Origin of the sequence: Micromonospora sp. LOL_025 (assembly GCF_048060285.1) — a bacterium.
GTDB lineage: Bacteria > Actinomycetota > Actinomycetes > Mycobacteriales > Micromonosporaceae > Micromonospora.
The window spans coordinates 280105-303369 of record NZ_JBHMIR010000003.1; the positions used below are offsets into that span (position 1 = coordinate 280105).

At 75.4% G+C, this 23265-nt stretch carries 21 protein-coding genes; 15 read left to right on the plus strand and 6 right to left on the minus strand.

Features of this window, described 5'->3' with window-relative positions:
- Positions 1 to 18: 18 nt before the first annotated feature.
- Positions 19 to 219: a DUF397 domain-containing protein gene (locus ACFHW0_RS06240; RefSeq protein ID WP_416606036.1), complete on the minus strand. Its 201-nt coding sequence runs from the start codon at positions 217 to 219 to the stop codon at positions 19 to 21.
- The gene (locus ACFHW0_RS06245; protein WP_416606163.1) at positions 210 to 1007 is read right to left on the minus strand and encodes a helix-turn-helix domain-containing protein; all 798 of its coding nucleotides are present in this window, start codon (positions 1005 to 1007) and stop codon (positions 210 to 212) included. The genes ACFHW0_RS06240 and ACFHW0_RS06245 overlap by 10 nt, the downstream gene beginning before the upstream one ends.
- 524 nt (positions 1008 to 1531) lie before the next feature.
- Here ACFHW0_RS06245 and ACFHW0_RS06250 point away from each other — a divergent pair.
- The 8 genes from ACFHW0_RS06250 to ACFHW0_RS06285 all read left to right on the plus strand — a co-directional run bounded on the left by ACFHW0_RS06250 (position 1532) and on the right by ACFHW0_RS06285 (position 9652).
- Positions 1532 to 1870: a hypothetical protein gene (locus ACFHW0_RS06250; protein ID WP_416606165.1), complete on the plus strand. Its 339-nt coding sequence runs from the start codon at positions 1532 to 1534 to the stop codon at positions 1868 to 1870.
- 96 nt (positions 1871 to 1966) lie between these two features.
- The gene (locus ACFHW0_RS06255; protein ID WP_416606037.1) at positions 1967 to 2797 is read left to right on the plus strand and encodes a DUF4097 family beta strand repeat-containing protein; all 831 of its coding nucleotides are present in this window, start codon (positions 1967 to 1969) and stop codon (positions 2795 to 2797) included.
- Positions 2794 to 3447, plus strand: a complete 654-nt coding sequence (locus tag ACFHW0_RS06260) for a PadR family transcriptional regulator (protein WP_416606038.1) — start codon at positions 2794 to 2796, stop codon at positions 3445 to 3447. Before ACFHW0_RS06255 ends, ACFHW0_RS06260 begins: the two co-directional genes overlap by 4 nt.
- Positions 3448 to 3521: 74 nt before the next feature.
- On the plus strand, positions 3522 to 4223 hold the full coding sequence (locus tag ACFHW0_RS06265) for a response regulator transcription factor (RefSeq protein ID WP_089003225.1): 702 nt from the start codon (positions 3522 to 3524) through the stop codon (positions 4221 to 4223).
- Positions 4220 to 5776, plus strand: a complete 1557-nt coding sequence (locus ACFHW0_RS06270) for a sensor histidine kinase (protein WP_416606040.1) — start codon at positions 4220 to 4222, stop codon at positions 5774 to 5776. Before ACFHW0_RS06265 ends, ACFHW0_RS06270 begins: the two co-directional genes overlap by 4 nt.
- A 62-nt stretch (positions 5777 to 5838) precedes the next feature.
- Positions 5839 to 7560, plus strand: a complete 1722-nt coding sequence (locus ACFHW0_RS06275) for a trypsin-like peptidase domain-containing protein (protein WP_416606041.1) — start codon at positions 5839 to 5841, stop codon at positions 7558 to 7560.
- A gap of 175 nt (positions 7561 to 7735) precedes the next feature.
- The gene (locus ACFHW0_RS06280) at positions 7736 to 8404 is read left to right on the plus strand and encodes a BON domain-containing protein (protein WP_416606042.1); all 669 of its coding nucleotides are present in this window, start codon (positions 7736 to 7738) and stop codon (positions 8402 to 8404) included.
- A 186-nt stretch (positions 8405 to 8590) separates the two neighbouring features.
- Positions 8591 to 9652 carry a glycosyltransferase family 4 protein gene (locus ACFHW0_RS06285; protein WP_416606166.1) on the plus strand — a complete coding sequence of 354 codons (1062 nt, stop codon included), beginning with the start codon at positions 8591 to 8593 and terminating at the stop codon, positions 9650 to 9652.
- A gap of 10 nt (positions 9653 to 9662) precedes the next feature.
- Here ACFHW0_RS06285 and ACFHW0_RS06290 read toward each other — a convergent pair whose 3' ends face one another.
- Positions 9663 to 11291, minus strand: a complete 1629-nt coding sequence (locus ACFHW0_RS06290; RefSeq protein ID WP_416606043.1) for a serine/threonine-protein kinase — start codon at positions 11289 to 11291, stop codon at positions 9663 to 9665.
- A 177-nt stretch (positions 11292 to 11468) separates the two neighbouring features.
- Between ACFHW0_RS06290 and ACFHW0_RS06295 the strand changes: the two genes are divergently transcribed.
- From ACFHW0_RS06295 to ACFHW0_RS06315, 5 genes are all read left to right on the plus strand, one after another.
- Entirely contained in the window at positions 11469 to 12302 is an 834-nt protein-coding gene (locus tag ACFHW0_RS06295; protein WP_416606045.1) for a patatin-like phospholipase family protein, read from the plus strand.
- Complete coding sequence (locus ACFHW0_RS06300) at positions 12302 to 13318, plus strand: 1-acyl-sn-glycerol-3-phosphate acyltransferase (protein WP_416606047.1); 1017 nt, start codon at positions 12302 to 12304, stop codon at positions 13316 to 13318. The genes ACFHW0_RS06295 and ACFHW0_RS06300 overlap by 1 nt, the downstream gene beginning before the upstream one ends.
- 9 nt (positions 13319 to 13327) lie before the next feature.
- Entirely contained in the window at positions 13328 to 13648 is a 321-nt protein-coding gene (gene cutA, locus ACFHW0_RS06305) for a divalent-cation tolerance protein CutA (protein ID WP_121399656.1), read from the plus strand.
- A gap of 47 nt (positions 13649 to 13695) precedes the next feature.
- Positions 13696 to 17376 (plus strand): SCO7613 C-terminal domain-containing membrane protein, encoded by a 3681-nt coding sequence (locus ACFHW0_RS06310; RefSeq protein ID WP_416606048.1) that lies wholly within the window; start codon positions 13696 to 13698, stop codon positions 17374 to 17376.
- A 153-nt stretch (positions 17377 to 17529) separates the two neighbouring features.
- Positions 17530 to 18579, plus strand: coding sequence for a fatty acid desaturase family protein (locus ACFHW0_RS06315; RefSeq protein ID WP_416606049.1), 1050 nt, complete (start codon positions 17530 to 17532; stop codon positions 18577 to 18579).
- Positions 18580 to 18639: 60 nt separating this feature from the next.
- Here ACFHW0_RS06315 and ACFHW0_RS06320 read toward each other — a convergent pair whose 3' ends face one another.
- Complete coding sequence (locus ACFHW0_RS06320; protein ID WP_416606050.1) at positions 18640 to 19410, minus strand: hypothetical protein; 771 nt, start codon at positions 19408 to 19410, stop codon at positions 18640 to 18642.
- Between the two features lie 198 nt (positions 19411 to 19608).
- On the opposite strand from ACFHW0_RS06320, the gene ACFHW0_RS06325 reads away from it, so the two are divergent.
- Together ACFHW0_RS06325 and ACFHW0_RS06330 are read left to right on the plus strand one after the other, a co-directional pair.
- Entirely contained in the window at positions 19609 to 19902 is a 294-nt protein-coding gene (locus ACFHW0_RS06325) for a 4a-hydroxytetrahydrobiopterin dehydratase (RefSeq protein ID WP_121399652.1), read from the plus strand.
- On the plus strand, positions 19899 to 21053 hold the full coding sequence (locus ACFHW0_RS06330; protein ID WP_416606052.1) for an FHA domain-containing protein: 1155 nt from the start codon (positions 19899 to 19901) through the stop codon (positions 21051 to 21053). Before ACFHW0_RS06325 ends, ACFHW0_RS06330 begins: the two co-directional genes overlap by 4 nt.
- A gap of 65 nt (positions 21054 to 21118) precedes the next feature.
- On the opposite strand, the gene rocD is transcribed toward ACFHW0_RS06330, so the two are convergent.
- On the minus strand, positions 21119 to 22333 hold the full coding sequence (gene rocD, locus ACFHW0_RS06335; protein ID WP_416606053.1) for an ornithine--oxo-acid transaminase: 1215 nt from the start codon (positions 22331 to 22333) through the stop codon (positions 21119 to 21121).
- Positions 22330 to 23145, minus strand: coding sequence for a dimethylargininase (gene ddaH, locus ACFHW0_RS06340; protein WP_210832925.1), 816 nt, complete (start codon positions 23143 to 23145; stop codon positions 22330 to 22332). The genes rocD and ddaH overlap by 4 nt, the downstream gene beginning before the upstream one ends.
- Positions 23146 to 23265 lie beyond the last annotated feature (120 nt).

Consider the following 23265-nt stretch of genomic DNA (forward strand, 5'->3'; position numbering starts at 1 on the left):
GACGGGGGGAGAAGCGGGTCAGCCGACCGGGCCGATGCGCTTGGCCAGGCCGACGAACGACTGCCACGCCCGGGAGTCGAAGTGGAGGGTGCCGCCCTCGCGGTCCTTGGTGTCGCGCACCAGCACGACGCCCGGCACGTTGTCGGCGACCTCGACGCAGGAACCGCCGTTGCCGCCGGATTTCGTCGACTTCCGCCACCGCGGGGTCGTCACGTCCATGACTTCGCCACCTCCTTGATCAGCACGGTCGACTGCCGGCGGGGGAGGGCCTCGTTCCGCACTATCTCCCACGTCTTGGCCAGCCTAGCAATGTCGATGGATGCGTCGACGATCTGCGCGCTGAGCTGGTTGTCGGCGTGGGCCACCCGGGTGCCGTCCGGCAGTTCGGCGATGATGAACTGGCCGGCCAGCCCGAGGTACATGCCGGCATCGGCCGGGACGACGTGGAGCTGGACGTGCTCCTGCGTCGCGGCGGCCACCAGGTGGTCGAGCTGCTCGGCCATGAGCCCCGGCTGGTCGAGCACCGGCCGGCGCAGCACGGCCTCGTCGACGACGGCGATGAGCTGGGGCGGCCGCTCCCGGCCGAGGATCGCCTGACGCTCCATCCTGGACGCGACGATCCGCTCGACCTCGTCGGGCGTGAACCGGCCCCCGGCCAGCGTGGCGCGGGCGTAGCGTTCGGTCTGGAGCAGGCCCGGCACGTACGCCAGCTCGAACCAGCGCAGCGTCGTGGCCTCCCGCTCGAACTCGATCCACTCCCGCAGCCAGGCCGGCGTGGCGTCGAGCCGGGCCAGCTCACGGAGCATCCGGCCGAACCGCTCGCCCGTGTCGTGCTGGTCGTCGATCGCCTTCATGTACTCCCGCGTCGGCGGGCGACCGCCCGTCTCGACCGAGCTGACGTGCGACCCGGAGTAGCCGATCGTCCTGCCGAAGTCGTCCTGGCTCAGGCCGAGCTGAGCGCGGAACGTGCGTAGCTCACCCAGCACGTAGTTGGTGGCGGTGCCCATCGATTCCCCAAATTCTGCTCGGTCCCGTCGGCGTGTCTCCCGTGCCCGCTCGAACGCCTCGCTGACCTGCGCGGATACGGCGAGCATGTGTCGACGGTAGTGGTGTCCTCACCAGACTGTCACCACGCGGGCCCGTTCGCCGTCAGTGAGGACGTGGGCGGGTCCTGCCGGGGCCGCCCTGCTCTCCCCCGTGGCGGGGCGGCCCACCTCGACAACGGGGGTGGGGGAGAAGTGGGTCACCGTGGAGGCTGGCACCGGAGTCGGTGCGGACGGCACTGCGCGTGCCCGAACTGCGCGGAGCGGCGGGAGATCCGGAGCCGGCGGCCGAAGCCCGCTCCGGCGCCGCCCCCGCCGCCCCGCCCGGGCCGGCCGGCTCCGTACCTCCCCGGCCCGATCGGACCCTTCGTGCCGCCTCCGGTCGGGCCGAGGGCGAACGACGCGACCGAGATCCTGTGGTACGGCGCGGCCGACCTGGCCGCCGCCGGGCGGGCGCGCCGGTTGAACGGGGGGCGCTGGTGAGGCCCCTGCTCTCCACCCGGCTCCCGCAGCCCGGCCCCGGACCGCGTCCCGGGCGCCCCCGCCACCGCATCGAGGGCCGGCCGCCGCACACGCCGCTGCGACCGCACTGGGGTTGTCGCTCGTGCGGTCAGCCGTGGCCCTGCGCGACCGCGCGACTCTTGCTCAAGGCCGAGTACGAGGGCGAGCAGCACAGCCTGTCGATCTACCTGGCGGGCCTCATGTACGAGGCGATGCGCGACCTCTACCACCTCGACCCGCGCGGCGGTCCCAGCCCTCGGGCCATGTTCGACCGCTTCGTGGCCTGGGGGCCGTACCGCCGGCCGCTCGTGGAACCGGTGCCGTGAGGTTGTCGCGTCCGCGCTTGTAATATCGCGATGTATCGCGTTAGTGTCCTGCCATCCGACGCGCCGACGACGCGGCGTGTCGCGGAGGGAGGACCGATGACCGACTGGACCGTGCACACCCCGCAGCGGATCACCCTGGACGGGCCGATCGCCCGACTCGACGTCCACCTGCTCAGCGGCCGGCTCAACGTGGTGGCCACCGACGGCCCGCCCCGGGTCGACATCATCAGGGTCGGGCGCCGGCCGGTCGTGGTGCGGCACCGTGACGGCCGGCTCTCCGTACGCCAGCAGCGGCGCCGGCGGCTCTCGGACTTCGTCTTCTGGATGGGGCCGCTGTCCCGACTGCCCAGGGTCGACGTCTCCGTCGCGGTCCCCGCCGACGTGCTCGCCGACCTGGAGCTGGTGCAGGGCAGGCTGGTCGCGTCGGGCCTGCGCGGCGAGACCCGGGTGGAGGTGACCGCCGGCCAGATCACCCTGATGGGGCTGCGCGGCCGGACGTCGGCGAAGATCACCGCAGGTCCGGTCGAGGCGCTGGGCGTGGCCGGCGACCTCGACCTGGAGACGGTCTCGGGCGAGGTGACCCTCGCCGACAGCGCGGCGGGCCGGGTCCGGGCCCACACGGCCTCCGGGGCCATCACCTGCGACCTGGACAATCCCCGGCGCAGCGACATCCGGCTCAGCACGATCTCCGGCGGCGTCACCGTCCGGGTCCGCGAGGACAGCGACCTGGCCGTCCGCCTGCACACCACGTCGGGCCGGATCACCAGCGCCTTCCCGCAGGTGCGGAGCGGCGCCGGGCCGGGAGCCGGCGTCGACAGCGAGGGCGTGCTCGGCACGGGTGAGGGTAAGCTCTCCGCGTCCGCCACCTCGGGCAGCATCGCGCTGCTCGCCCGGCCGGTGGGCCACGACGAGGAGGAGTTGCCGTGACCGCCGTGTTCAGTCACGGGCGGCTCCGGCTCTACCTGCTCAAGCTCCTCGACGACGGCCCGAAGCACGGCTACGAGCTGATCCGCCTGCTGGAGGAGCGCTTCCTCGGCCTCTACGCGCCCAGCGCCGGCACCATCTATCCGCGGTTGCAGCGGCTGGAGGCCGACGGGCTGGTCACCCACACCGCCGTCGGCGGCCGCAAGGTCTACGAGATCACCGAGGCGGGCCGGGCCGAGCTGCGCCAGCGGGCCGGCGAGCTGACCGCCCTGGAGGCGGACATCGCCGCCTCGGTGGAGGACCTGTCCGCCCTGGCCGGGGAGATCCGCAACGAGGTACGCGGCTCCGTCCGCGACCTGAAGCGGGAGCTGCGCGAGGCGGCCCGGCAGACCCGGGGCACCCGCTGGGCGCCCCCCGGCTCCGGCCCGACGCCCGCCCCCTCGCCCGGCCCTTCGCCCGCACCCCCCACCGGTCCGGCGCCGGCGCCCGGCCCCGGGTCGACGCCGCTGGACGAGTTCGACCAGCGGCTGGCCGCCTTCGCCGTCGAGGTGGGCGCCCTGGTCCGCGCCCGTCGGCCGAGCGACTCGCAGCTGCGTACGGCCATCCGGTTGCTCGACGGCGCCCTGGACGGGCTGCGTCGGCTGCTGCGCTGAGCGCCGGTCGCCTCACAGGTTCTTTCCAGCGACTGCCCAGCGCGGACGCAGCGAGAGCACGGATGATGGGCGGCATGGCCGCTACCCAGACCGAGGCGCGACTGCTCGTCGTCGAGGACGATCCCAACATCCTCGAACTGCTCTCCGCGAGCCTGCGCTTCGCGGGCTTCGACGTGGCCACCGCGACGAGCGGCAGCGCCGCCCTCAACGCCGCGAAGGACCACCGGCCGGACCTGGTGGTGCTCGACGTGATGCTGCCCGACCTGGACGGCTTCGAGGTCATCCGCATGCTGCGCGAGGGCGGCACCCGTACGCCGGTGGTCTTCCTCACCGCCCGCGACGCGACCGACGACAAGATCCGCGGGCTGACCCTGGGCGGGGACGACTACGTCACCAAGCCGTTCAGCCTGGAGGAGCTGACCGCCCGGATCCGGGCGGTGCTGCGGCGCACCAGCAGCGGCGAGCAGGCGCCCTCCCGGCTCACCTTCGCCGACCTGGAGCTGGACGAGGAGACCCACGAGGTGCACCGGGCCGGCCAGCGGGTGCAGCTCTCGCCGACCGAGTTCAAGCTGCTGCGCTACCTGATGCTGAACGCCAACCGGGTGCTGTCCAAGGCGCAGATCCTCGACCACGTGTGGAACTACGACTTCCGGGGCGACGACAACATCGTCGAGTCCTACATCTCCTACCTGCGCCGCAAGGTGGACAACACCCAGCCCCGGCTGATCCACACCCTGCGGGGCGTCGGTTACGTCCTGCGCAAGCCGGCGGCGTGAACCCGCTCGACCAGGGAAAGGCGCAGCTGCGCGGCGTCCCGCTCCGGGTCAAGCTGGTGGCGTCCGTCCTCGCCCTGGTCACCGGAGCGCTGGTGGTGATCAGCGTGTCGACCACGTTCTTCCTCCGCAGCTACCTCGAAGCCCAGGTCGACGACGACCTGCGGCTCGCCAAGGGCACGTTGTCCCGGGCGGTCGACCTGCTCATGCAGGGCAGGCAGATCGAGTTCGGCATGCCCAGCGAGTTCATCGTGCTGGCGGTCGTCGACGGCGAGCCCAAAGCGAGCTACTTCAATCCGAACCTCCGCCCGGAGGACCTGCCGCCGTGGCCGACGACGGAGCAGGGCTTCGCGGACCTGGTCGGCGACCCCTTCACCGTCCGTGCCCGCGACGGTCACAGCCGCTGGCGGATGCTCTACACGGAGCTGCCGAACGGCCAGATGGCCGCGGTCGCGCACCACCTCACCGACGTGGACCTGGCGGTCAAGCGCCTGGTCTGGATCGACGTGCTCGCCGGCACCGCGGTGCTGATCCTGCTCGCCTCCATCGGCGCGGCGATCGTCCGGACCAGCCTGAAGCCGCTGGTGGAGATAGAACGTACGGCCGCCGCCATCGCCGGTGGCGACCTCACCCGGCGGGTGCCCGACCCGGAGGAGGGGCAGCCCGTCCCGACCTCGGAGCTGGGCCGGCTCTCCCGCGCGTTGAACGCCATGCTGAACCAGATCGAGGTCGCCTTCACCGCCCGGGCCGCCTCGGAGCTGGCCGCCCGGTCCGCCGAGGCCACCGCCCGGGACGCGGCCGACTCGGCGCTAGCCTCCGAGGCGCGCGCCCGGCGCTCCGAGGAGCGGATGCGGCAGTTCGTCGCGGACGCCTCGCACGAGCTGCGGACGCCGCTGACCACCATCCGGGGCTTCGCCGAGCTGTACCGGCAGGGCGCGGCAAGCGCGCCGGAGCAGACCGCCGACCTGCTGCGCCGCATCGAGCAGGAGGCGGCCCGGATGGGGCTGCTGGTGGAGGACCTGCTGCTGCTGGCCCGGCTGGACCGGGAGCGACCGCTGTCGCTCGCCCCGGTGGAGCTGCCCGTGCTGGCCAGCGAGGCGGTCGAGGCGGCCCGGGCGGTGGCGCCGGAGCGCCGGATCGAGCTGGAGGTCGCGCCCGGCTCCGGTCCGCTGGTGGTCTACGGCGACGACGCCCGGCTGCGTCAGATCATGGGCAATCTGATGACCAACGCGCTCACGCACACCCCGCCGGATGCCTCGGTGACCCTGCGGCTGCGGGCCGAGCCCGGGAACCTGGCCGTGGTGGAGGTGGCGGACACCGGTCCCGGGCTCACCCGTGAGCAGGCGGAGCGGGTCTTCGAGCGCTTCTACCGGGTGGACGCGGCGCGTACCCGGCGGGCCGGCGGCAACACCGGCACCGGGCTCGGCCTGGCCATCGTCGCGGCGCTGGTGCGGGCCCACCACGGCACCGTCGAGGTGGCCGAGACCTCCGGCGGGGGAGCGACCTTCCGGGTCCGACTCCCGCTCGTGCCGGACGCCGAGGGCGATGGCGAGTGACTTTCAGCCAACATTCAGGTGCGATCCAGGCGGATCGCAGTGCCGCGCGTCAAGGTGGACGCATGACCGAGCACGAGTCCGACCCGCAGCGCCGGCCGGCCCCCACCGACGCCGAGCCGTCGCTCCCCACCGCCGAGCTGCCGCGCGCCGAGCGCACGCAGTCCGACTCCGCCCCCGCCGGTGACTCCGCCCCGACCGTCGGGTTCAGCACGGCCCCCGGCGGCGACACCGCCCCGGCTTCCGGCGACTCCGCCCCGACCGTCGGCTTCGCCCCCGTGCCCGGCGGCGACGCCGCCCCGGCCGCCGGTGGCGTCGCCCCGGTGGGCGGCGGGGCGTCGCGTACCGCCGAGCCGGGCCCGGCCCTCGACGGCCCGCGTGCCGCCGAGCCGGCCCGCGCCCCCGAGGGCGCCGGTCCGGTCGACCGACCCACCCCGCCCGGCCCCTTCGCGCCCGCCCCGGCCGTTCCGCAGTACCCGGTCGCCGGCCAGCCCCAGCATCCGCACGCCGCCGGCCAGCCCGGTCACCCGCAGCACGCGGCGGGTCAGCCCGGCTACCCGCAGGCCGCGGGCCAGTCCGGCTACCCGCAGGCCGCCGGCCACCCCGGCGCGCCCTGGTACGGCCAGCAGTCCGGCTGGAGCGGCGGGGGCCAGCCGGGACAGCCGTACGGTCACCAGCCGCACCCCTCCGGCCAGCCGCTGCCGCCCTGGGCGGCCCCGCAGACGGCAGCCCCCCGGCCCGGCCGGATCGCCAAGTTCGCCGGCGCCGGGGTGGCGGTCTTCGCGCTGATGCTCGGCTCGGGCGTCGCCGGCGGGGCGCTCGCGCTCGCCGTCGACGGCGACTCGGGCATCACCCGCACCTACTCCGCAGCGCCGGTCATCAACGGCGCCGACCTGCCCCGGATCGCCGCCGCCGTGCAGCCCAGCGTCGTCTCGATCGCGACGGACAACGGCGAGGGCTCCGGCGTGATCCTCACCGCCGACGGCTTCGTGCTCACCAACAACCACGTGGTCGCCTCCGCCACGGACGGCCGCGTGGTGGTGACCTTCGCCGACGGCAAGACCGCCCAGGCCCAGGTCCGTGGCACCGACCCGAAGACCGACCTGGCGGTGGTGAAGGCCAACGGCGTCAGCGGCCTGAAGGCGGCCACCTTCGGCGACAGCGACGCCATGCAGGTCGGCGACCAGGTGCTCGCCCTCGGCAGCCCGCTGGGCCTACAGGGCTCGGTCACCGCCGGCATCCTCAGCGCCCGGGACCGCACCATCCAGGCGGGCAGCGGCGAACAGCGGCAGGAGCCGGCCCAGGGGGCCAGCTCGATCGCCGGGCTGCTCCAGACCGACGCGCCGATCAACCCGGGCAACTCCGGCGGCGCCCTCGTCAACACCCGGGGCGAGGTGATCGGCATCAACACCGCCATCGCCACCGCCGGGCAGGGCAGCAGCGGCAACATCGGCGTCGGCTTCGCGATCCCCAGCAACAAGGCCAAGGACGTGGCCGGCAAGCTCCAGCGGGGCGAGAAGGTCAGCCACCCGTCGCTCGGGGTCAGCGTGACCGCCGCCGAGGGCGGTGGGGCACTGGTCGCCGCCGTCACCCCGGGCAGCCCCGCCGAGAAGGCCGGGTTGCAGCGTGGCGACGTGGTCACCCGGTTCGGCGACAAGGTGGTCAACGACTCGGACGACCTGGTCGGCGCCGTGCAGGCCGGCAAGGTCGGCGACCGGGTCGAGGTGACCTACAAGCGCAACGGCACCGAATCCAGGGCAACCGTGACGCTCGCCGAGACGTCGTAACCGGTACCGAAGACATTCCTCCTCCCTCCGGGCGGCGGGTGGCGGGGCCAAGGGGGTTGGCTCCGTCACCCGTCGCTCCCTCCGACGGCGGTTCACCCGGTGCGGGTGAGCCGCCGTCACCCGTCGCGCCGGGATCGTCGGCAGTCAGGACCGGCGGAGCGTACGGAGGGGTGCGATGACCACGGCAGCCGTTCGGACGGACGAGCGGATCCAGCGGGACGTGCTCGACGAACTGGCGTGGGACGCCCAGGTGCAGCCGAACGAGATCGGGGTGACCGTCCACGAGGGCGTGGTCACCCTGACCGGCTGGGTCGACGGGTACGCGCGGAAGTGGGCGGCGCGGCGCTGTGCGCAGCGCGTACGGGGGGTGCGGGCGGTCGCCGACGACGTCGAGGTGCGCCTGCCCGGCGAGCCGGGGCGTACGGACGCCGAGATCGCCGTCGCGGCGGGCCGGGCGCTGGAGTGGGACAGCTTCGTCCCCGCGGAGCGGCTGGACGTCACCGTGGCCAACGGCTGGGTGATGCTCCGTGGCGAGGTGGAGTTCGGCTGGCAGCGGCGTACCGCCGAGCGGGAGCTGCGCCGGCTGCGGGGCGTACGCGGGGTGACCAACCTCGTCGAGGTGCGGCCCGCCACCCGTCCCGACAGCGAGCGGACCCGGCGCGACCTCCAGCGTGCGCTGAGGCGCGGCATCGGCACGGAGCGGGTGACCGTCGAGGTGGACGGGGACACGGTCGTGCTCACCGGAGTCGTGCGCTCCTGGTGGGAACGGGACGAGGCGGAGCGGGTGGCCTGGTCCGCCGAGGGGGTGCGGGCGGTGCGGGAACGGCTCCTCGTGGGCGGGTGACCGCCCGGATCGTCCCGTTTAGTGGCGCCGCCCCCGGGAAACCGTCGTCGATCCCGCCCGCCCAGCGGGGACCGGTCGCGGCGAGGCCGGCCCGGCGATGCCACAGCAGTGACCGAGGGGGAGGATTCCGTGGCCGTGAACCATCTGTCGCCCGACCGATCGGCAACGCGGCCGTTGCGGATCGCGATGGTGGTGCCGCCGTGGTTGTCGGTGCCGCCGCCCGGCTACGGCGGGCTGGAACAGGTGGTGACCGGCCTGGTGGAGACGCTGGTCGACCGGGGCCACGCGGTCACCGTGTTCGGGGCCGGCCGGGAGCATGGGACGGCGGCGGCGTTCGTCTCCACGGTGCCCGAACTCCAGTTCGACCGGCTCGGCGAGGCGCTGCCCGAGCTGGCCCACCTGGCCCGGGTCAACCACCGGATCCACGCGGGCGACTTCGACGTCGTCCACGACCACACCACGATCGGCCCGCTGATCGCCGGCCACCGGGCCGTGCCCACCGTGGCCACCGTGCACGGCAACCCCGTGGGCGAGTACGGCGACGTGCTCAGCGAGACCGACAGGGGGGTCGGGCTGGTGGCCATCTCGCACGCCCAGCGCCGACTCAATCCGCCGCTGCGCTGGGTCGGCACGGTGCACAACGCGATGGACGTCGGGGGCGTCCCGCACAAGACCGCCCCCGGGCGGGGCCCGGTGCTCTGGCTGGCCCGGTTCAGCCCCGACAAGGGCCCGGACATCGCCATCCGGGCCTGCCGGGCCGCCGGCCTGCCGCTGGTGCTGGCCGGCAAGTGCAACGAGCCGGCCGAGCGCCGCTACTACGACCAGGTGGTCCGGCCCCTGCTCGGCGAGGACGTCCGGGTGGTGCTCGACGCCGACCGGGCCGAGGCGCTGCGGCTGCTGGTCGAGGCCCGGTGCCTGATCATGCCGATCCAGTGGGACGAACCGTTCGGCATGGTGATGGTGGAGGCGATGGCGACCGGGACGCCGGTGGTGGCGCTGGACCGGGGTGCGGTGCCGGAACTGGTCCGGCCGGGACGGACCGGCCTGATCTGCGAGCACGAGGACGAGCTGCCCGGCGCGTTGCGAGCGGCGACGGGCCTCGACCCGGCGGCCTGCGTGGCGCACGTGGCGAAGAACTTCTCGACCGGGCGGATGGCCACCGGCTACGAGGAGGTGTACCGCCGCTTCATCGCGGAGGCGGCCCCGGCCGAGGCGACCCGGGAGCCGGTCCGGGCCCCGGCCCGCTGACCGCCGGCGCTCAGACCCGCGCCGCCCCGAGCGCGGTGATCGCGCTGTCCAGCCGGCGGGCGTACGCGTCGGTGAGGGCGCCCTCGCCGCGCCGGATCGCGACCTTCTCGCGGAGCCGGGCGATCCGCTCGCCCACGTCGCCCGACCGGGCGCGGGCCGCGTCGGTCAGGTTTCGCAGCTCGTTGCGGAAGTCGAGGCCGACGTCGGGGCGGATCCCCCCGTCGTCGAGACCGGCGCCGATCAGCCCGTCGATCCGGTTGGCCGCCTCGATGAGGTCGCCGCGCTCCGGGGGCGTCGGGGTCGGCCGCGGCGCGACCGGCGGGGCGGACGTCGGCGTCGGGGAGGCCGCCGGGGGCGGTGCGGCGTCGACCGTCGGCGTGGGGGAGGACGGCGGGTCGGACAGGCCCGTGGTGGGCAGCGACCGGGGCGGGCTCGACTCCTCCTGACGGATCGCGGGCACGGCCAGGGCCACCCCCACGAGCAGTACGACCGGCACGACCATCACCGGGCGCGGCAGGCGGCGCCGACGGCGCTCCCGGGCGTGGCGGGCGCTGCGCGGCTCGGGTCCGCCGCCCGGCTCCGCCCCGGCCGGCCCTGCCCCGGCCGGTCCTGCCGCCCCGCCCGCCTCGCCGGCGGCCGGCTCTCTCGCGTCGCCCGGTCCTCCCGTGCCGCCCGGTCCTCCCGTGCCCGGCTCCGGCTCGCCCGCCGGCCTCGCGCCGTCCCCCGGCGCCGTCCCGCCCGCCTGGGTGGGCAGGGTCGGGAGGGTGACCGTCGGCGCGAGCATGGTGGCGGCCTGCGGGTCGGCGGGGAGCAACTGGTCGCGCAGGAGGGTGGCGACCTGGCGGGCGGTGGGCCGCGCCAACGGATCCCGCTCCAGGCAGCGCAGGCAGGTGCGGGCCACCTCCGGCGGCAGGCCCGGCATGGCGGCCAGCGGGGGCGGGCCCTCCCCGGCGAGCGCCTCGCTGAGCTGCTCCCAGGTGTCCGCCGGGTACGGCACCCGACCGGTCAGCGCCTCGTAGAGCAGCACGCCGAGGGAGTACACGTCGGTGGCCGGCTGCGCGGGCGCCCCGTCGAGCCGTTCCGGCGCCACGTACGCGGGCGTGCCGAAGGTGCCCCCGTCCTCGTCGTCGTCCGGCGCGCCGATCCGGGTGGCGATGCCGAAGTCGAGCACCTTGACCCCGGCCCGGGTCATCATCACGTTGGCCGGGGTGATGTCCCGGTGCACGATGCCGAGCCGGTGCGCGGCGGCGAGCGCGTCCGCCACCTGGGCGCCGACCTCGACCGCTTCGGCCCACGGCAGCGGCCCCTCGGTGAGCCGGAACTCCAGCTCCTCGCCGGCCAGCAGCTCCATCACCACGAACGAGGTGATCGACCCGTCGGGCGCGACGGTCTCGCCGTAGTCGTGCACCGAGGTGACGTGCGGGTGGACGAGCTGGGCGGCGGCGCGGGCCTCCTCGCGGACCATGTCGCGGAAGCGGGCGTCGGCGGCGAGCGACGGGGCGAGCACCTTCAGCGCCACGACCCGGTCGAGCACCTCGTCGCGCGCCCGCCAGATCACCGACATGCCGCCAGCGCCGATCTGGTCGACGAGCCGGTACCGGCGGGCCAGCAACCGGCCGGGGTGCAGTGCTGGCTTCACGGAACGCACCTGCCTCGCTGTGGGAGCGCTATCAGGTTGCGCGAATGTGTCGGGCCTGTCAACGGTCGGCTACCTTCCGGGAGCGGAGCGCGTCGGCCGGGCCCGTGCCCGCCCGTCCCCGGGCCGCCCCCGGCCGGCACCGGACGGCCACTTTCCCGCCCGTGCCAGGATGAACCCATGTCGCGGGGACCGGTGGCGTTCGTGCTCGGAGGCGGGGGAGTCCTCGGCGCGGTCGAGGTGGGCATGCTGCGGGCGCTGTTCCGGGCCGGCATCCGGCCCGACGTGGTGCTGGGCACCTCGATCGGGGCGGTCAACGGCGCGCTGGTCGCCGCCGAACCGTCCGAGGCGGTCACCGACCGGCTGGTCCGGCTCTGGGCCTCGCCAGAGGCGAGCGAGGTGTACGGCGACTCGGTGGCCCGCCAACTGCGTCGCTTCGCCGCCCGTACCCACCTGCACTCGCCCCGCCCGCTGCGCAAGCTGCTGGAGGCCGAGCTGGGTGCGGAGACCACCTTCGCCGACCTCCAGGTGCCCTTCCGCTGTTGCGCGGCCAACATCGAGCGGGCCGCCGAGCACTGGTTCGACAGCGGGCCGCTGGTGCCGGCCGTGCTCGCCTCCGCCTCGGTGCCTGGGCTGCTGCCCCCGGCCCGCATCGACGACCAGCACTACATCGACGGCGGGATCGTGAACTCCATCCCGATCGGCGAGGCGGTCGCCGTGGGCGCCACGCGGATCTTCGTACTCCAGGTGGGTCGGATCGAGCGGGCCCTGACCCCGCCCCGGCGCCCCTGGGAGATCGCCCAGGTCGCGTTCGAGATCGCCCGGCGGCACCGGTTCGCCCGGGAGATGGCGGCTCTGCCCGACGGGGTGGAGGTGCACGTGCTGCCCACCGGCGGGCTGGAGCCGCGCGACGACACGCCGTGGGCGTACCGGGACATGGCGGCGGTGGGGCGGCGGATCAGCCGCGCCTACACGGCCTCCCGGCGCTACCTGGCGACGCAGTTGGAACACTGATGCCCCTGCCGCCGCGGTGGGTACGCCGGCTGCTCCTTGCCCCCGGCGTGGTGCTGCTCGCCCTCCTGGTGGTGACCACCCTGCCGGTCTGGGCGCTGCTCGCGGCTGCCGCCTCGCCGCTGGTCCCGGGCCGGCTGCGGCCGCTGCGCCTGCTCTGGCTCGGCTGCGTCTACCTGGTCTGGGACGCGACGGCGCTGCTCGCGCTCTTCGTGCTCTGGGTCGCCTCCGGCTTCGGCTGGCGGGTCCGCTCGCCCGGCTTCCAGCGGGCGCACTACGTGCTCGCCGGCTGGTTCCTGCGGGCACTCTTCTGGCACGCCCGCTGGGCGCTGCACCTGAGCATCGACGTGGTGGGCACCGACCCCGACACCGCCCTGCCCGGCCGGCCCGAGCTGGTGCTGTGCCGGCACGCCGGGCCGGGCGACTCGTTCATCCTGATCCACGCCCTGGTCAACTGGTTCAACCGGGAGCCGCGGATCGTGCTGAAGGACAGCCTCCAGTGGGACCCGGCGGTCGACGTGCTGCTCAACCGGCTGCCGAACCGCTTCCTCGCGCCGGGCCCGGAGGGCCGGGGGTCGGTGACCGAGCAGATCGGGCACCTGGCCCACGGCCTGGACGACGACGACGCATTCGTGATCTTCCCGGAGGGCGGCAACTTCACCCCCGGCCGCCGGCTGCGGGCCATCGAGAAGCTGCGCGGCCTCGGCCTCGAACGCATGGCGCGGCGCGCGGAGCGGATGCGGCACGTCCTCGCCCCGCAACCGGGTGGGCTGCTCGCGGCGCTGGACGCCGCGCCCGACGCCGGGGTGATCTTCGTGGCCCACACCGGCCTGGACCGGCTGCTCAGCGTCGGCGACGTGTGGCGGGAACTGCCGATGGACAAGCGGATCACCATGCGCTTCTGGTCGGTGCCGCCGGAGGAGGTGCCGGCCGGTCGGCAGGAGCGGATCGACTGGCTTTTCGACTGGTGGGCCCGGATCGACGAGTGGATCGCGGCCAATCGGGACGGTGCCGCGTAGGGTGCGCTGGTGGACCAGATCTGCGTGGTGACGACTGTGGTGGACGCCCGCTCGGTCGCTGACGTGCTGGCGGCCGCGGCCGTCGCCGGTCGGCTCGCGGCCTGTGCGCAGGTGGGCGGCCAGGTGGACAGCACCTACTGGTGGCGTTCCGGGGTCGAGACCAGCACCGAGTGGTCGGTGCAGTTCAAGACGGCGCCGGACCGGGCCGCCGCGTTGGTGGAGCAGATCCGGGCCAGCCACCCGTACGAGGTGCCGGAGATCCTGGTGACCCTGGTGGACAGCGGCGACCCCGCCTACGCCGCCTGGGTGCACGAGCACAGCCGACCCTGAGTACCCGCACTCTGGTCAGGTGATCTCCCGGCCACCATGATGGCCGGGTGCAGAACACCGGCTATCCCTGTCCCGCCTGCGGCGCGCCGGCCGACCTCGGCTCCGGCTGCTCCGGCTGCGGCCGGCCGCCGTACCCGGCCGCCGCCGAGGTGGTCCGGCTCGACCGGGAGATCGCCGCGCTCGGCGGCGAGGTCGAGCGGGCCCGCGCGGCGTACCAGGGGCTCGCCGACCGGCTGGGCGCGACCCGACGACGTCGGGCGGCGCTGGCCGCCGCGGTACGGGCGGAGTTCCCCGTGCCGCGCCCGGCGGCCCCCGCGACCCCGGTGCCGGTGCGCCCCGCGTCCGTCGCGCCCCCGGTGCCGGTCCGCCCGGGCGTGACCCCGCCGCCGGCCGTGACGCCGGTGCCGGCATGGCCGGGCCGGGGGCCGGTCGCGCCGGTCCCCGCGCCGGTCCGTGCGGGCGTCGGCGGGGCGGAGACCTCCACCCGTACGGTGCAGGGCCTGCTCTTCGTCCTCGGTGGGCTGCTGCTGGGCACCGCCGCGGTGGTCTTCACGGCGGTCGCCTGGGCGGCGGTGGGGGTCGCCGGTCGGGCCCTGATCCTGTTCGCGTTCACCGCGCTCGCCCTGGCCGCGCCGCTGGTGGCGGTGCGGCGCGGGCTGCGCGGCACCGCGGAGACCTTTGCCGCCGTCGGGCTGCTGCTGGTGCTCCTCGACGGGTACGCCGCCTGGTCGGTGGGCCTGGCGGGGGTGGCGGACTGGCCCGCCACCCGGTACGCCGCGCTGGTCGGGGGGGCCGGCGCGGCGGTCGCCGCCGGGTACGCCCGGCTCAGCAAACTGACCGTGCCGTGGTTCGCGGCCCTGGTGACCGCGCAGCCGGTGCTGCCCCTGCTCGTCGCCGACGCCCGGCCGGACGCCGCCGGCTGGGCGATGGCCTTCCTGGGGGTGGCGCTGCTCGACCTGGCGGTGCTGGTCGCGCTGCGCCGCCGGGGCGCCCCGGCGACCGGTGCCGAGGCGGTCGGGGTTCCGGCGACCGACGGCCCGACCGTGGGCGGCCCGACCGTGGACGGTCCGGTCGCCGGTGCCGTGGCCCCGGCCGGTGCGGCGCCCGCGACGTCCGACGAGCGTCCGACGGTCCTCGCCGGGCGTGTCCTCGCCTGGGTGGGGCACGCGGGCGCGCTCTTCGTGGCCGCGTTCTGCGCGCTCGTACCGCTGGCCCTCGGCCAGGCCGCCGGCGTTCCGCTGCTGGCCGGGGCGCCGCTGCTGCTGGTGGCGCTGACGCTGCTCGGCACCGCGCTGCTCACCGGCGGGACGGTGTTCCGCGCCGTGGCCGCCGCGCTGCTGGTGCCGGTGCTGGCCGGCGCGGTGATCCGCCCGATCGTGGAGCTGGACCTGTCGCTGCTGCTCACGGGGCTGGTCGTGGTGGCGCTGGCCGGCGCGGTACGGCTGCTGCCCGCCGGGTGGCGGCCCGGTCCCCGGGCCGGCGCGCTGCTGGTGGCCGGCGGGACGGCGCAGTTCGCCGTGCTGCTGGCCGTCGCGCTCGCCGGCGCCACCGCCGGCCGGTCGCTGCCGCCGTGGCAGGGGGCCGCCGCCGGGCCCGGCGTCGACCGGGGATGGCAGCTGCCGGTGGTGATCGCGCTGACCGCGGCCGCCCTCGGGCTGTTGCTGCCCAGGGCCGCCCGGCCGGCGCTGGCCGCGATCGGTGCGGCAGCCGTCGTGCTGGCGGTGCCGGCCGCCTGGCCGTCGCCCTGGCCCGCGGTGGTGGCGCTCGACCTGGTGGCGGCGGTGGGGCTGCTGGCCGCCGCGGTGGGGCGTCCGGGCGTCCGGCCCTGGACGGTCCTGGCCGCGGCGGTGACCGGGACCGTCCTGCTCGGGCACGGCCTGGTCGTCGGGTTCGCCGCGCCGGCGGGTGCGGGCGCGGCGCTCGCGGTGGTGCTGGTCGCCGGGACCGCCGTGGCGCTGGCCGGCCGGCGCGGCACGGTCGCGCAGCGCGGGGTGGCCGGGGCGGCGTTGGCCGTCGTGCCGCTCGCGGTGCCGGCCGGCGCGGTCGTCGCCCTCCTCGCCGCCGGTGCGCCGGCCTGGTGGCAGGCGCGGGCGGCGCTCGCCGCCGTCGCGCTGCTGCCCGTCGGGCTGCTCGCGGTCCGCCGGCACTGGCCCGACCTGCGGGCGTACGCCTCCGTGGGGGTCGCCGTGGCGGTCACGGCGGTCGGCTTGGCGCCGGTGGTCGTACCGGTCGACGAACCGGTGACGCTCTACGCCGCCGTGGCGGTCCTGCTGGTGGCGCTGGGCGGTGCGGCGCGCACCGACGTCGTCCTGCGGGTGGCCGGCATCGGCCTGCTCGTGGTCTCGGTCGCCGCCGCCGTGCCGGTGGCGCTGACGGCGCTCCTCGCCCCGTACGGCGGGGTGTCGCCCTGGTCCGGGGCGCCCACGGTCCGGGCCGATCCGGGGGCGCTTCCGGTGGGCCTGGCGTTGGCCGTGCTGGCGGTGGCCGGGGTGCTGGCCGGCCGGCAGGACCGGGGTGCCGTGCGGGCCGGCCCCACCGGCGCGGACGCCGTCCCGTCGGGGGGCGCCGGCTGGTGGCGGGCCGCGCTGGTCGCGGTGCCGTTCGTCGCGACCGCGCTGCCCGTGCTGCTGGTGGCCGCAGGCGTGCCGTGGCCGGTGCTGCCGGTCGGCACGCTGCTCGGCGGGGTGGCCCTGGTGCTGCTCGCCGTGCTGGCCGCGCCGCGCCCGCTGCTCGCCCCGGTCGGGTTGCCGGTGGGCCTGGTGCTGGTGGCGTCCGGGCTGCTCGGGCTGCTGGCCACCCGGACGGGCACGGTCGTCGGCCTCGGCGTGCTCGTGGTGGCGGCGACGGTGGCCGGGGTGGCGGCCCGCCGGGACGACGCCCGCCTGGGTGGCGCCCTGGTCGCGGTGGCCGCCGCGACCGGCCTCGCCGTCGTCGCGCCGCTGGCCGGCGGGCTGCCGGTGCGGACGGCCGCGTTCAGCGTGCTCGCCGTCGCGGTGCTCACCCTGGCCGCCGCGGCGGTGCTCGGGCCGGCCGGGGCGGCGGCCGGTCCGGTCCGCCGGGGACGGGCCACGGCGGCGGCGTTGGACGCGGCGGCCCAGGCGGTGGCGCTGGTCGCGCTGCTGCTCGCGGTGGGATCGGTCCGCCACGCCGCGGCGGTCTGCGTGCTGTGGGGCGCCGCCGTCGCGCTGCGGGTGCTGCGCCGGGACGAGTCGGTGGGCCGGCGGTGGGTCTTCGCGGGCATCGCCGGCGGCAGTGAGCTGCTCGGCGGCTGGCTGCTGCTGGCCGCCGGGGACGTGGCGGTGCTGGAGGCGTACACGGTGCCGGCGGCGGCGCTGGCGCTCGTGGCGGGCGTGGTGGCGCTGCGTACCCGGCCCGGGCTGAACAGCTGGCTGGCGCTGGGCCCGGGGCTCGCGGCCGGGTTGCTGCCGAGCCTGGTGTCGGTGCTGGTGGCTCCGGACCCCCAGCCGTGGCGGCGACTGCTGGTGGGCGTCGCCGCGCTCGGCGCGGTGCTCGCCGGTGCGACCCGTCGCTGGCAGGCGCCCGTGCTGCTGGGCGGGGTGACCCTGGCGCTGCTCGCGCTGCACGAGCTGGTCCGCGGCTGGGACCTGCTGCCCCGGTGGATCTTCCTGGCCGTCGGCGGGTTCGCGCTGATCGGGCTCGCCACGACCTACGAGCGACGCCGCCGGGACCTGGCCCGCCTGCGGGCCGCCGTCGGGAGGATGGGCTGACCGACCCCGGTCACGGGCGTCGGGGGTAGGGCGAGCCCTACCCCCGACCCGGGGGTGGGCAGGGTTACTCAGCGCAACCGTTCGCCGGAGACTGGGAGCAGGGACGCGCCGACCGGCGCGCTCCGGGATCGAGGAACGGGAACGGGAGCCGCAATGGTGCTCGGAGCGGTGACGGACCCGCCGGTACGGCGGGGCAGTGACTACGCGCAGTTGTCCCGGCGGATCAGCGGGGCGGGCCTGCTGGAGCGACGCCCGGGACGGTACGTGACCCGGATCGTGCTCACGCTGGGCGTCTTCGCGGCGGGCTGGGCGGCCGTCGGCCTGGTCGGCGACTCGTGGGCGCAGCTCCTGGTCGCCGTCCTCCTCGCCGTCGCCACCACCCAGGTCGCGTTCCTCGGCCACGACGCCGGCCACCGGCAGATGTTCCGGCGGCGCGGGCCGAGCGAGGCCATCGGCCTGCTCACCGGCAACCTGTCGGTCGGGCTCAGCTACGGCTGGTGGGTCGACAAGCACAACCGGCACCACGCCAACCCCAACCACACCGACGAGGACCCCGACGTCGGGGCCGGCGCGCTGGTCTGGACGTACGAGCAGGCCGCCGCGACGCGCGGGTTCGGTCGCCGGCTGGCCCGCCGGCAGGCGTGGCTGTTCTTCCCGATGCTGCTGCTGGAGGGGATCGCCCTGCACGTGGCGAGCGTGCAGGCGATCGTGGGGCGGGACTCCGATGGCCGGTTCCGCACCCCGATGCGGCACCGGCGGGTCGAGGCGCTGCTGCTGGTCCTGCACGCCGTGGGCTACCTGGGCGCGCTGCTGCTGGTGATGTCGCCGGTGAAGGCGCTGCTCTTCGTCGCCGTCCACCAGGGACTGTGGGGCTTCTACATGGGCTGCTCGTTCGCCCCGAACCACAAGGGCATGCCGATGCCCACCGCCGACGACGACCTGGACTTCCTGCGTAAGCAGGTGCTCACCGCGCGCAACGTGCGGGGCGGCCGGCTCGTCGACGTCGCCCTGGGCGGGCTCAACTACCAGATCGAGCACCACCTGTTCCCGAACATGCCCCGGGCCAACCTGCGCCGGGCCCGGCCGATCGTCCGCGCCTACTGCGCCGAGCAGGGCATCCCGTACGCCGAGACCGGACTGGTGGAGTCGTACCGTCAGGCGCTCGCGCACCTGCACGAGGTGGGCCGGCCGCTGCGCGGCTGAGACACGCGCGAACGGGGGCGGCGCCGACCGGCGCCGCCCCCGTTTCGCGTGCGGTCGGGCTCAGGAGCCCATGGACTCGATCAGCTCCTGCGGGGCCTCCTGCGTGTCGCTCGCGGCGGGCTTCTTCACCGAGACCGGGGCGCCGAAGTCCGAGTAGTTGGTGATCATGGTGCCCAGCGACTCGTGCAGCACCTGGGTGTCGATGGCGAACTCGACGAGCCGGCCCTGGTCGTCGACCCTGGCGGTGAACGGGACGGCCTTGGCCTTGTCACCGAGGGCCTGGATGGCCTTGTCGTCGGGCTTGGTGCGGGTGTAGTCGAGGGTGCCGGAGTAGCTGCCCGGGGCGGTGCTCTCGACGTCCACCACGCTGTCGACCATCTGCTTCGCGCCGCCCGGGTCGCCGTCGGGCATCAGGTTGAGCTGGCCGCTCTTGCCGAGCTTGGTGGCGTCCATGTGCATCCACTTCTTCGGCATCCCCTGCATGCCGGTGACCTTCAGGTAGACGTCGTTGCCGAGCATCAGGATCCGGAAGGTGCCCTCCGCGCCCATCTTCAGCGTCATGTCGCCGGTCTTGGTGGCCGGGTCCATCACGCCGCTGCCGTTGATGACCGGCGACGTGAGCTGCATCTTGACGCTCTGCTGGTTCAGCTTCTTCGCGGCGGCGGTCAGCTCGGCGCGGGCGTCGGCGGGGGCGCTGCTGGCCGGTGCCGCGCCGGTGGTGGCGCCGCCGTTGCCGGCCGGAGCGTCGGCGTCCGTGCCGCACCCGGTGAGACCGAGGGCGAGCGCGGCGACGAGCGCGACCCCCGTGGTCGCCAGCCGTCGAGTGTTCATGGTGGAAATCTCCTCACGCAGGGTGGACCGGGGCGACGCCGGTCGCGGGCCCCGGCCGGGCCGCCGGTCAGCCTAACCCCGCCGGTCCACAGTCGCCCATCTATACCGTGGCGGTCCCCGGGCCGCCGTGCTGCCGGGTCGGCCACACCTCCCGCCGCTGGTCGGCGTCGTCGCGCCCGGTCCCGGTAGGGTCTCCCCATGGCAGACGTGCTCACCGCCGAGGCGGTGCGAGACGAGCTGGGTGGGCTGGCGGGCTGGTCGGGAGACCCCGCAGGGATCACCCGCACCGTGGAGCTGGCCAGCTTCCCGGAGGCCATCGCGGTGGTCGACCGGGTCGCCGTGACGGCGGAGGAGCTGGACCACCACCCCGACATCGACATCCGCTGGCGGGCCCTGACCTTCCGGTGCGTCACGCACTCGGCGGGCGGGGTCACCCGGCGTGACCTGGAACTGGCTCGGCGGATCGACGAGATCGTGGGGAGCGTCGGATGAGGTTCGAGATCAGCAAGGTGCTGGACGCCATCGAGGGCCGGGTCAGCACCGACCCGTCGCTGGCCCGGGCCGTCGTCGACCTGGCCGAGGTGATCCGCTACCAGGACCTCGACGGCGGACGGCCGGCGAGCCTGCTCCGCCTCGGCATGGTGATCGACGCCCTCGCCCGCGAGTTGGAGGAGGACAGCGTCCCGGTCTACGCGGTGGTCCACCGGGCCCTGCTCTCCGACGCCGACCTCACCTCCAACGAGCGCATGGTGGTCCGCCGGTGGGCCGACGACGGGCTGGTCGAGGTGCTCGACAACCCGGGCGACCGGATGCTGGAGGTGGCGGACCTGCTCGGGCTGCCCGTGCTCACCCGGGTGCGGGCCGACGGCCTGCGCGGACGCTACCCGTGGCTGGTCGAGCAGGCGGGCCGGGTGCTCGCCCCGGTGCCCGGCGCCGGCGGGCCGGTCTTCATCGCCCACGTCGGCGGCGGGCACACGCCCGTCGCCGGTGACCGGTCACCGGCCGGCCTGAAGCTGCTCACCCGGCGGTGGCGCTGCGCGGAGCCCGGCTGCGCGCTCTTCGGCGGGGGCGGCGGTGGCGGCGGGGCCTTCGCCGATCTGTCCCGGGTCGTGGAGCGCAGCCCGGCCGGCCAGCCGCCGCCCACGCTGCGCGGCGGCGTGCCGACCTGCCCCCGGCACGGCACCCGGCTCGGCGACGCCGGTCCGCGACCGCGTAGCGCCGTCCTGGCCGTGCGGGTGGGCGGGCTGATCCGCCGCCGCTTCGTGCTCACCGAGGAGGAGCCGGCGGTGGTCGGCCGCGCGCCCGACCAGGCCGGCGGGATCACGCTCGGGCAGTGGCTCAACGACGAGGCGCGCCGCTGGATCAGCCGCAGCCACGTCCGGTTCGAGCTGCGGGTCGGCGAGGTGATCGTGACCGACGTGAGCACCAACGGCTCGGGCATCCGCCCGGGCGGGTCGATGGCGGAGGCCGACCGGGTCCCGCTGGCGCCGCAGCAGTCCCGGGTGCTGGCCGAGGGCGACATGGTGGAGCTCTACCCCGGGGTGCAGATCGGCCGGCCCGACGAGCTTCCCACCGGCGCCCCCTACACGCCGACGTCGGTCATGGCCGAGGCCCCCACGATGGCGATGCGCCTGCCCCGCTGATCCGCCGGGAGACGACGGCGGGCGCCGGGACCGTGGTCCCGACGCCCGCCCGTGTCGTACGGGGCTCAGCCGGCCAGCACGGCGGCGAGCTGGGCGACCGCGTGGTCGATCTCCTCCTCGGTGATCACCAGCGGCGGGGCGAGCCGGATGGTGGCGCCGTGGGTGTCCTTGGCGAGCACCCCGCGCTCGGCGAGCCGCTCGCACGCCTCCCGGCCGCTCATCAGCGTCGGGTCGATGTCGAGGCCGGCCCACAGGCCCCGGCCCCGCACCGCGAGCAGGCCCCTGCCGACCAGCGACCGGAGACCGGCGTGCAGCCGGGCGCCCAGCTCGGTCGAGCGGCGCTGGAACTCGCCGGTGGCCAGCAGCCGGACGACCTCGGTCGCGACGGCGCAGGCCAGCGGGTTGCCGCCGAACGTGGAGCCGTGCTGGCCCGGCCTGAGCACGCCCAGCACGTCGACGTTCGCCGCCACCGCGGAGACCGGCACGATGCCGCCGCCGAGCGCCTTGCCCAGCAGGTACATGTCGGGCGTGACGCCCTCGTGGTCGCAGGCGAAGGTGTCCCCGGTCCGGCCGAGGCCGGACTGGATCTCGTCGGCGATGAAGAGCACGTTCCGCTCGGTGCAGACCCGGCGTACGCCCGGCAGGTAGCCCTCCGGCGGCACGACGACGCCCTGCTCGCCCTGGATCGGTTCGAGCAGCACCGCGACGGTGTTCTCGTCGATGGCGGCGGCCAGCGCCGCCAGGTCGCCGTAGGGGACCACCGTGAACCCCGGGGTGTACGGGCCGAAGTCGGCCCGCGCGTCGGGGTCGGTGGAGAAGCTGACGATGGTGGTCGTCCGGCCGTGGAAGTTCCCCTCGGCCACCACGATGTTGGCCTGCCCCGGCGCGACGCCCTTGACCTGGTAGCCCCACTTGCGGGCGACCTTGATCCCGGTCTCCACGGCCTCGGCGCCGGTGTTCATCGGCAGCACGAGGTCCTTGCGGCACAGCTCGGCCAGCTCGCGGCAGAAATCGGCGAACTGGTCGTGGATGAACGCCCGGCTGGTGAGGGTCAGCCGGTCGAGCTGCGCGTGCGCGGCGGCGATCAGCGTCGGGTGACGGTGGCCGAAGTTCAGCGCCGAGTAGCCGGCCAGGCAGTCGAGGTAGCGGCGGCCGTCCACGTCGGTCAGCCAGGAGCCCTCGGCGGAGGAGACGACCACCGGCAGCGGGTGGTAGTTGTGCGCGGTCCACCGCTCCGCGTCGCGGATCGCCTCCGGCGTCCGCAGCATGTCGTCGATCACTGGCTCGCCTTTCCCTGACGGAGTCGCAACGTGCAGCACTTCGGTCCGCCGCCGGCCTTGCGCAGCTCGGAGAGGTCGACACCGATCGTCTCGTAGCCCCGGTCACGCAGCTTCGCGGCCAGGCCGGTGGCCTGCGCCGGCAGCACCACGTGCCGGCCGTCGCTGACCGCGTTCAGCCCGAAGACCTCGGCGTCGGCGAGGGTGGCGTGCACCGCGTCCGGGAAGAGCCGGCGCAGCACCGCCCGGCTGCCCGGCGAGAACGCCTCCGGCAGGTACGCCACCGTCCGCTCGTCGAGCACGGTCAGCGCGGTGTCCAGGTGGTAGAAGCGCGGGTCGACCAGCTGCATGGTCACCACCGGGTAGCCGAACACCTCCTGCAGCTGCGCGTGCGAGGCGTGCGCGGTGCGGAAGCCGGTGCCGGCCAGCAGGAAGTCGCCGGCCAGCAGGATGTCGCCCTCGCCCTCGTTGACGTGCTTCGGGTCGTACATCTCGAAGCCGGCGGCCTCGAACCAGGCGCGGTAGGCGGGGGCCTCGTCGGCGCGCTGCGGGTCGCGGAACTGCACGGCCATCGCCCTGCCGTCGATCACCGTGCCGCCGTTGGCGGCGAACACCATGTCGGGCAGGCCGGGCACCGGAGTGATCTCCTCGACGGTGTGGCCCAGGTCCCGGTATGTCTGGCGCAGCTGCTCCCACTGCCGGACGGCGAGGTCGGCGTCGACCGGCGCGGTCGGGTCCATCCACGGGTTGATGGCGTAGTCGACGGCGAAGTACGTCGGCCGGCACATCAGGAAGCGCTGGCTGGTGGCGTCCATCGTCATTGTCCTGCTCCCAGGGGTCGGGCGCGCCCGGCCACCTTCGGCCCACGGGCTGGCGCCGTTGCTCAACGTTATGCGGCCGGGGGCGACACAATCCACCGGCGATGCTTGCGTCGA

Coding starts and splice junctions, on each gene's coding strand:
- ACFHW0_RS06240 (WP_416606036.1), bottom strand. CDS start 219: ATGGACGTGACGACCCCGCGGTGGCGGAAGTCGACGAAATCCGGCGGC.
- ACFHW0_RS06265 (WP_089003225.1), top strand. CDS start 3,522: ATGGCCGCTACCCAGACCGAGGCGCGACTGCTCGTCGTCGAGGACGAT.
- ACFHW0_RS06295 (WP_416606045.1), top strand. CDS start 11,469: ATGTCGCGGGGACCGGTGGCGTTCGTGCTCGGAGGCGGGGGAGTCCTC.
- ACFHW0_RS06285 (WP_416606166.1), top strand. CDS start 8,591: ATGGTGGTGCCGCCGTGGTTGTCGGTGCCGCCGCCCGGCTACGGCGGG.
- ACFHW0_RS06300 (WP_416606047.1), top strand. CDS start 12,302: ATGCCCCTGCCGCCGCGGTGGGTACGCCGGCTGCTCCTTGCCCCCGGC.
- ACFHW0_RS06320 (WP_416606050.1), bottom strand. CDS start 19,410: ATGAACACTCGACGGCTGGCGACCACGGGGGTCGCGCTCGTCGCCGCG.
- ACFHW0_RS06315 (WP_416606049.1), top strand. CDS start 17,530: ATGGTGCTCGGAGCGGTGACGGACCCGCCGGTACGGCGGGGCAGTGAC.
- ACFHW0_RS06330 (WP_416606052.1), top strand. CDS start 19,899: ATGAGGTTCGAGATCAGCAAGGTGCTGGACGCCATCGAGGGCCGGGTC.
- ACFHW0_RS06275 (WP_416606041.1), top strand. CDS start 5,839: ATGACCGAGCACGAGTCCGACCCGCAGCGCCGGCCGGCCCCCACCGAC.
- ddaH (WP_210832925.1), bottom strand. CDS start 23,145: ATGGACGCCACCAGCCAGCGCTTCCTGATGTGCCGGCCGACGTACTTC.
- ACFHW0_RS06255 (WP_416606037.1), top strand. CDS start 1,967: ATGACCGACTGGACCGTGCACACCCCGCAGCGGATCACCCTGGACGGG.
- ACFHW0_RS06325 (WP_121399652.1), top strand. CDS start 19,609: ATGGCAGACGTGCTCACCGCCGAGGCGGTGCGAGACGAGCTGGGTGGG.
- ACFHW0_RS06245 (WP_416606163.1), bottom strand. CDS start 1,007: ATGGGCACCGCCACCAACTACGTGCTGGGTGAGCTACGCACGTTCCGC.
- ACFHW0_RS06280 (WP_416606042.1), top strand. CDS start 7,736: ATGACCACGGCAGCCGTTCGGACGGACGAGCGGATCCAGCGGGACGTG.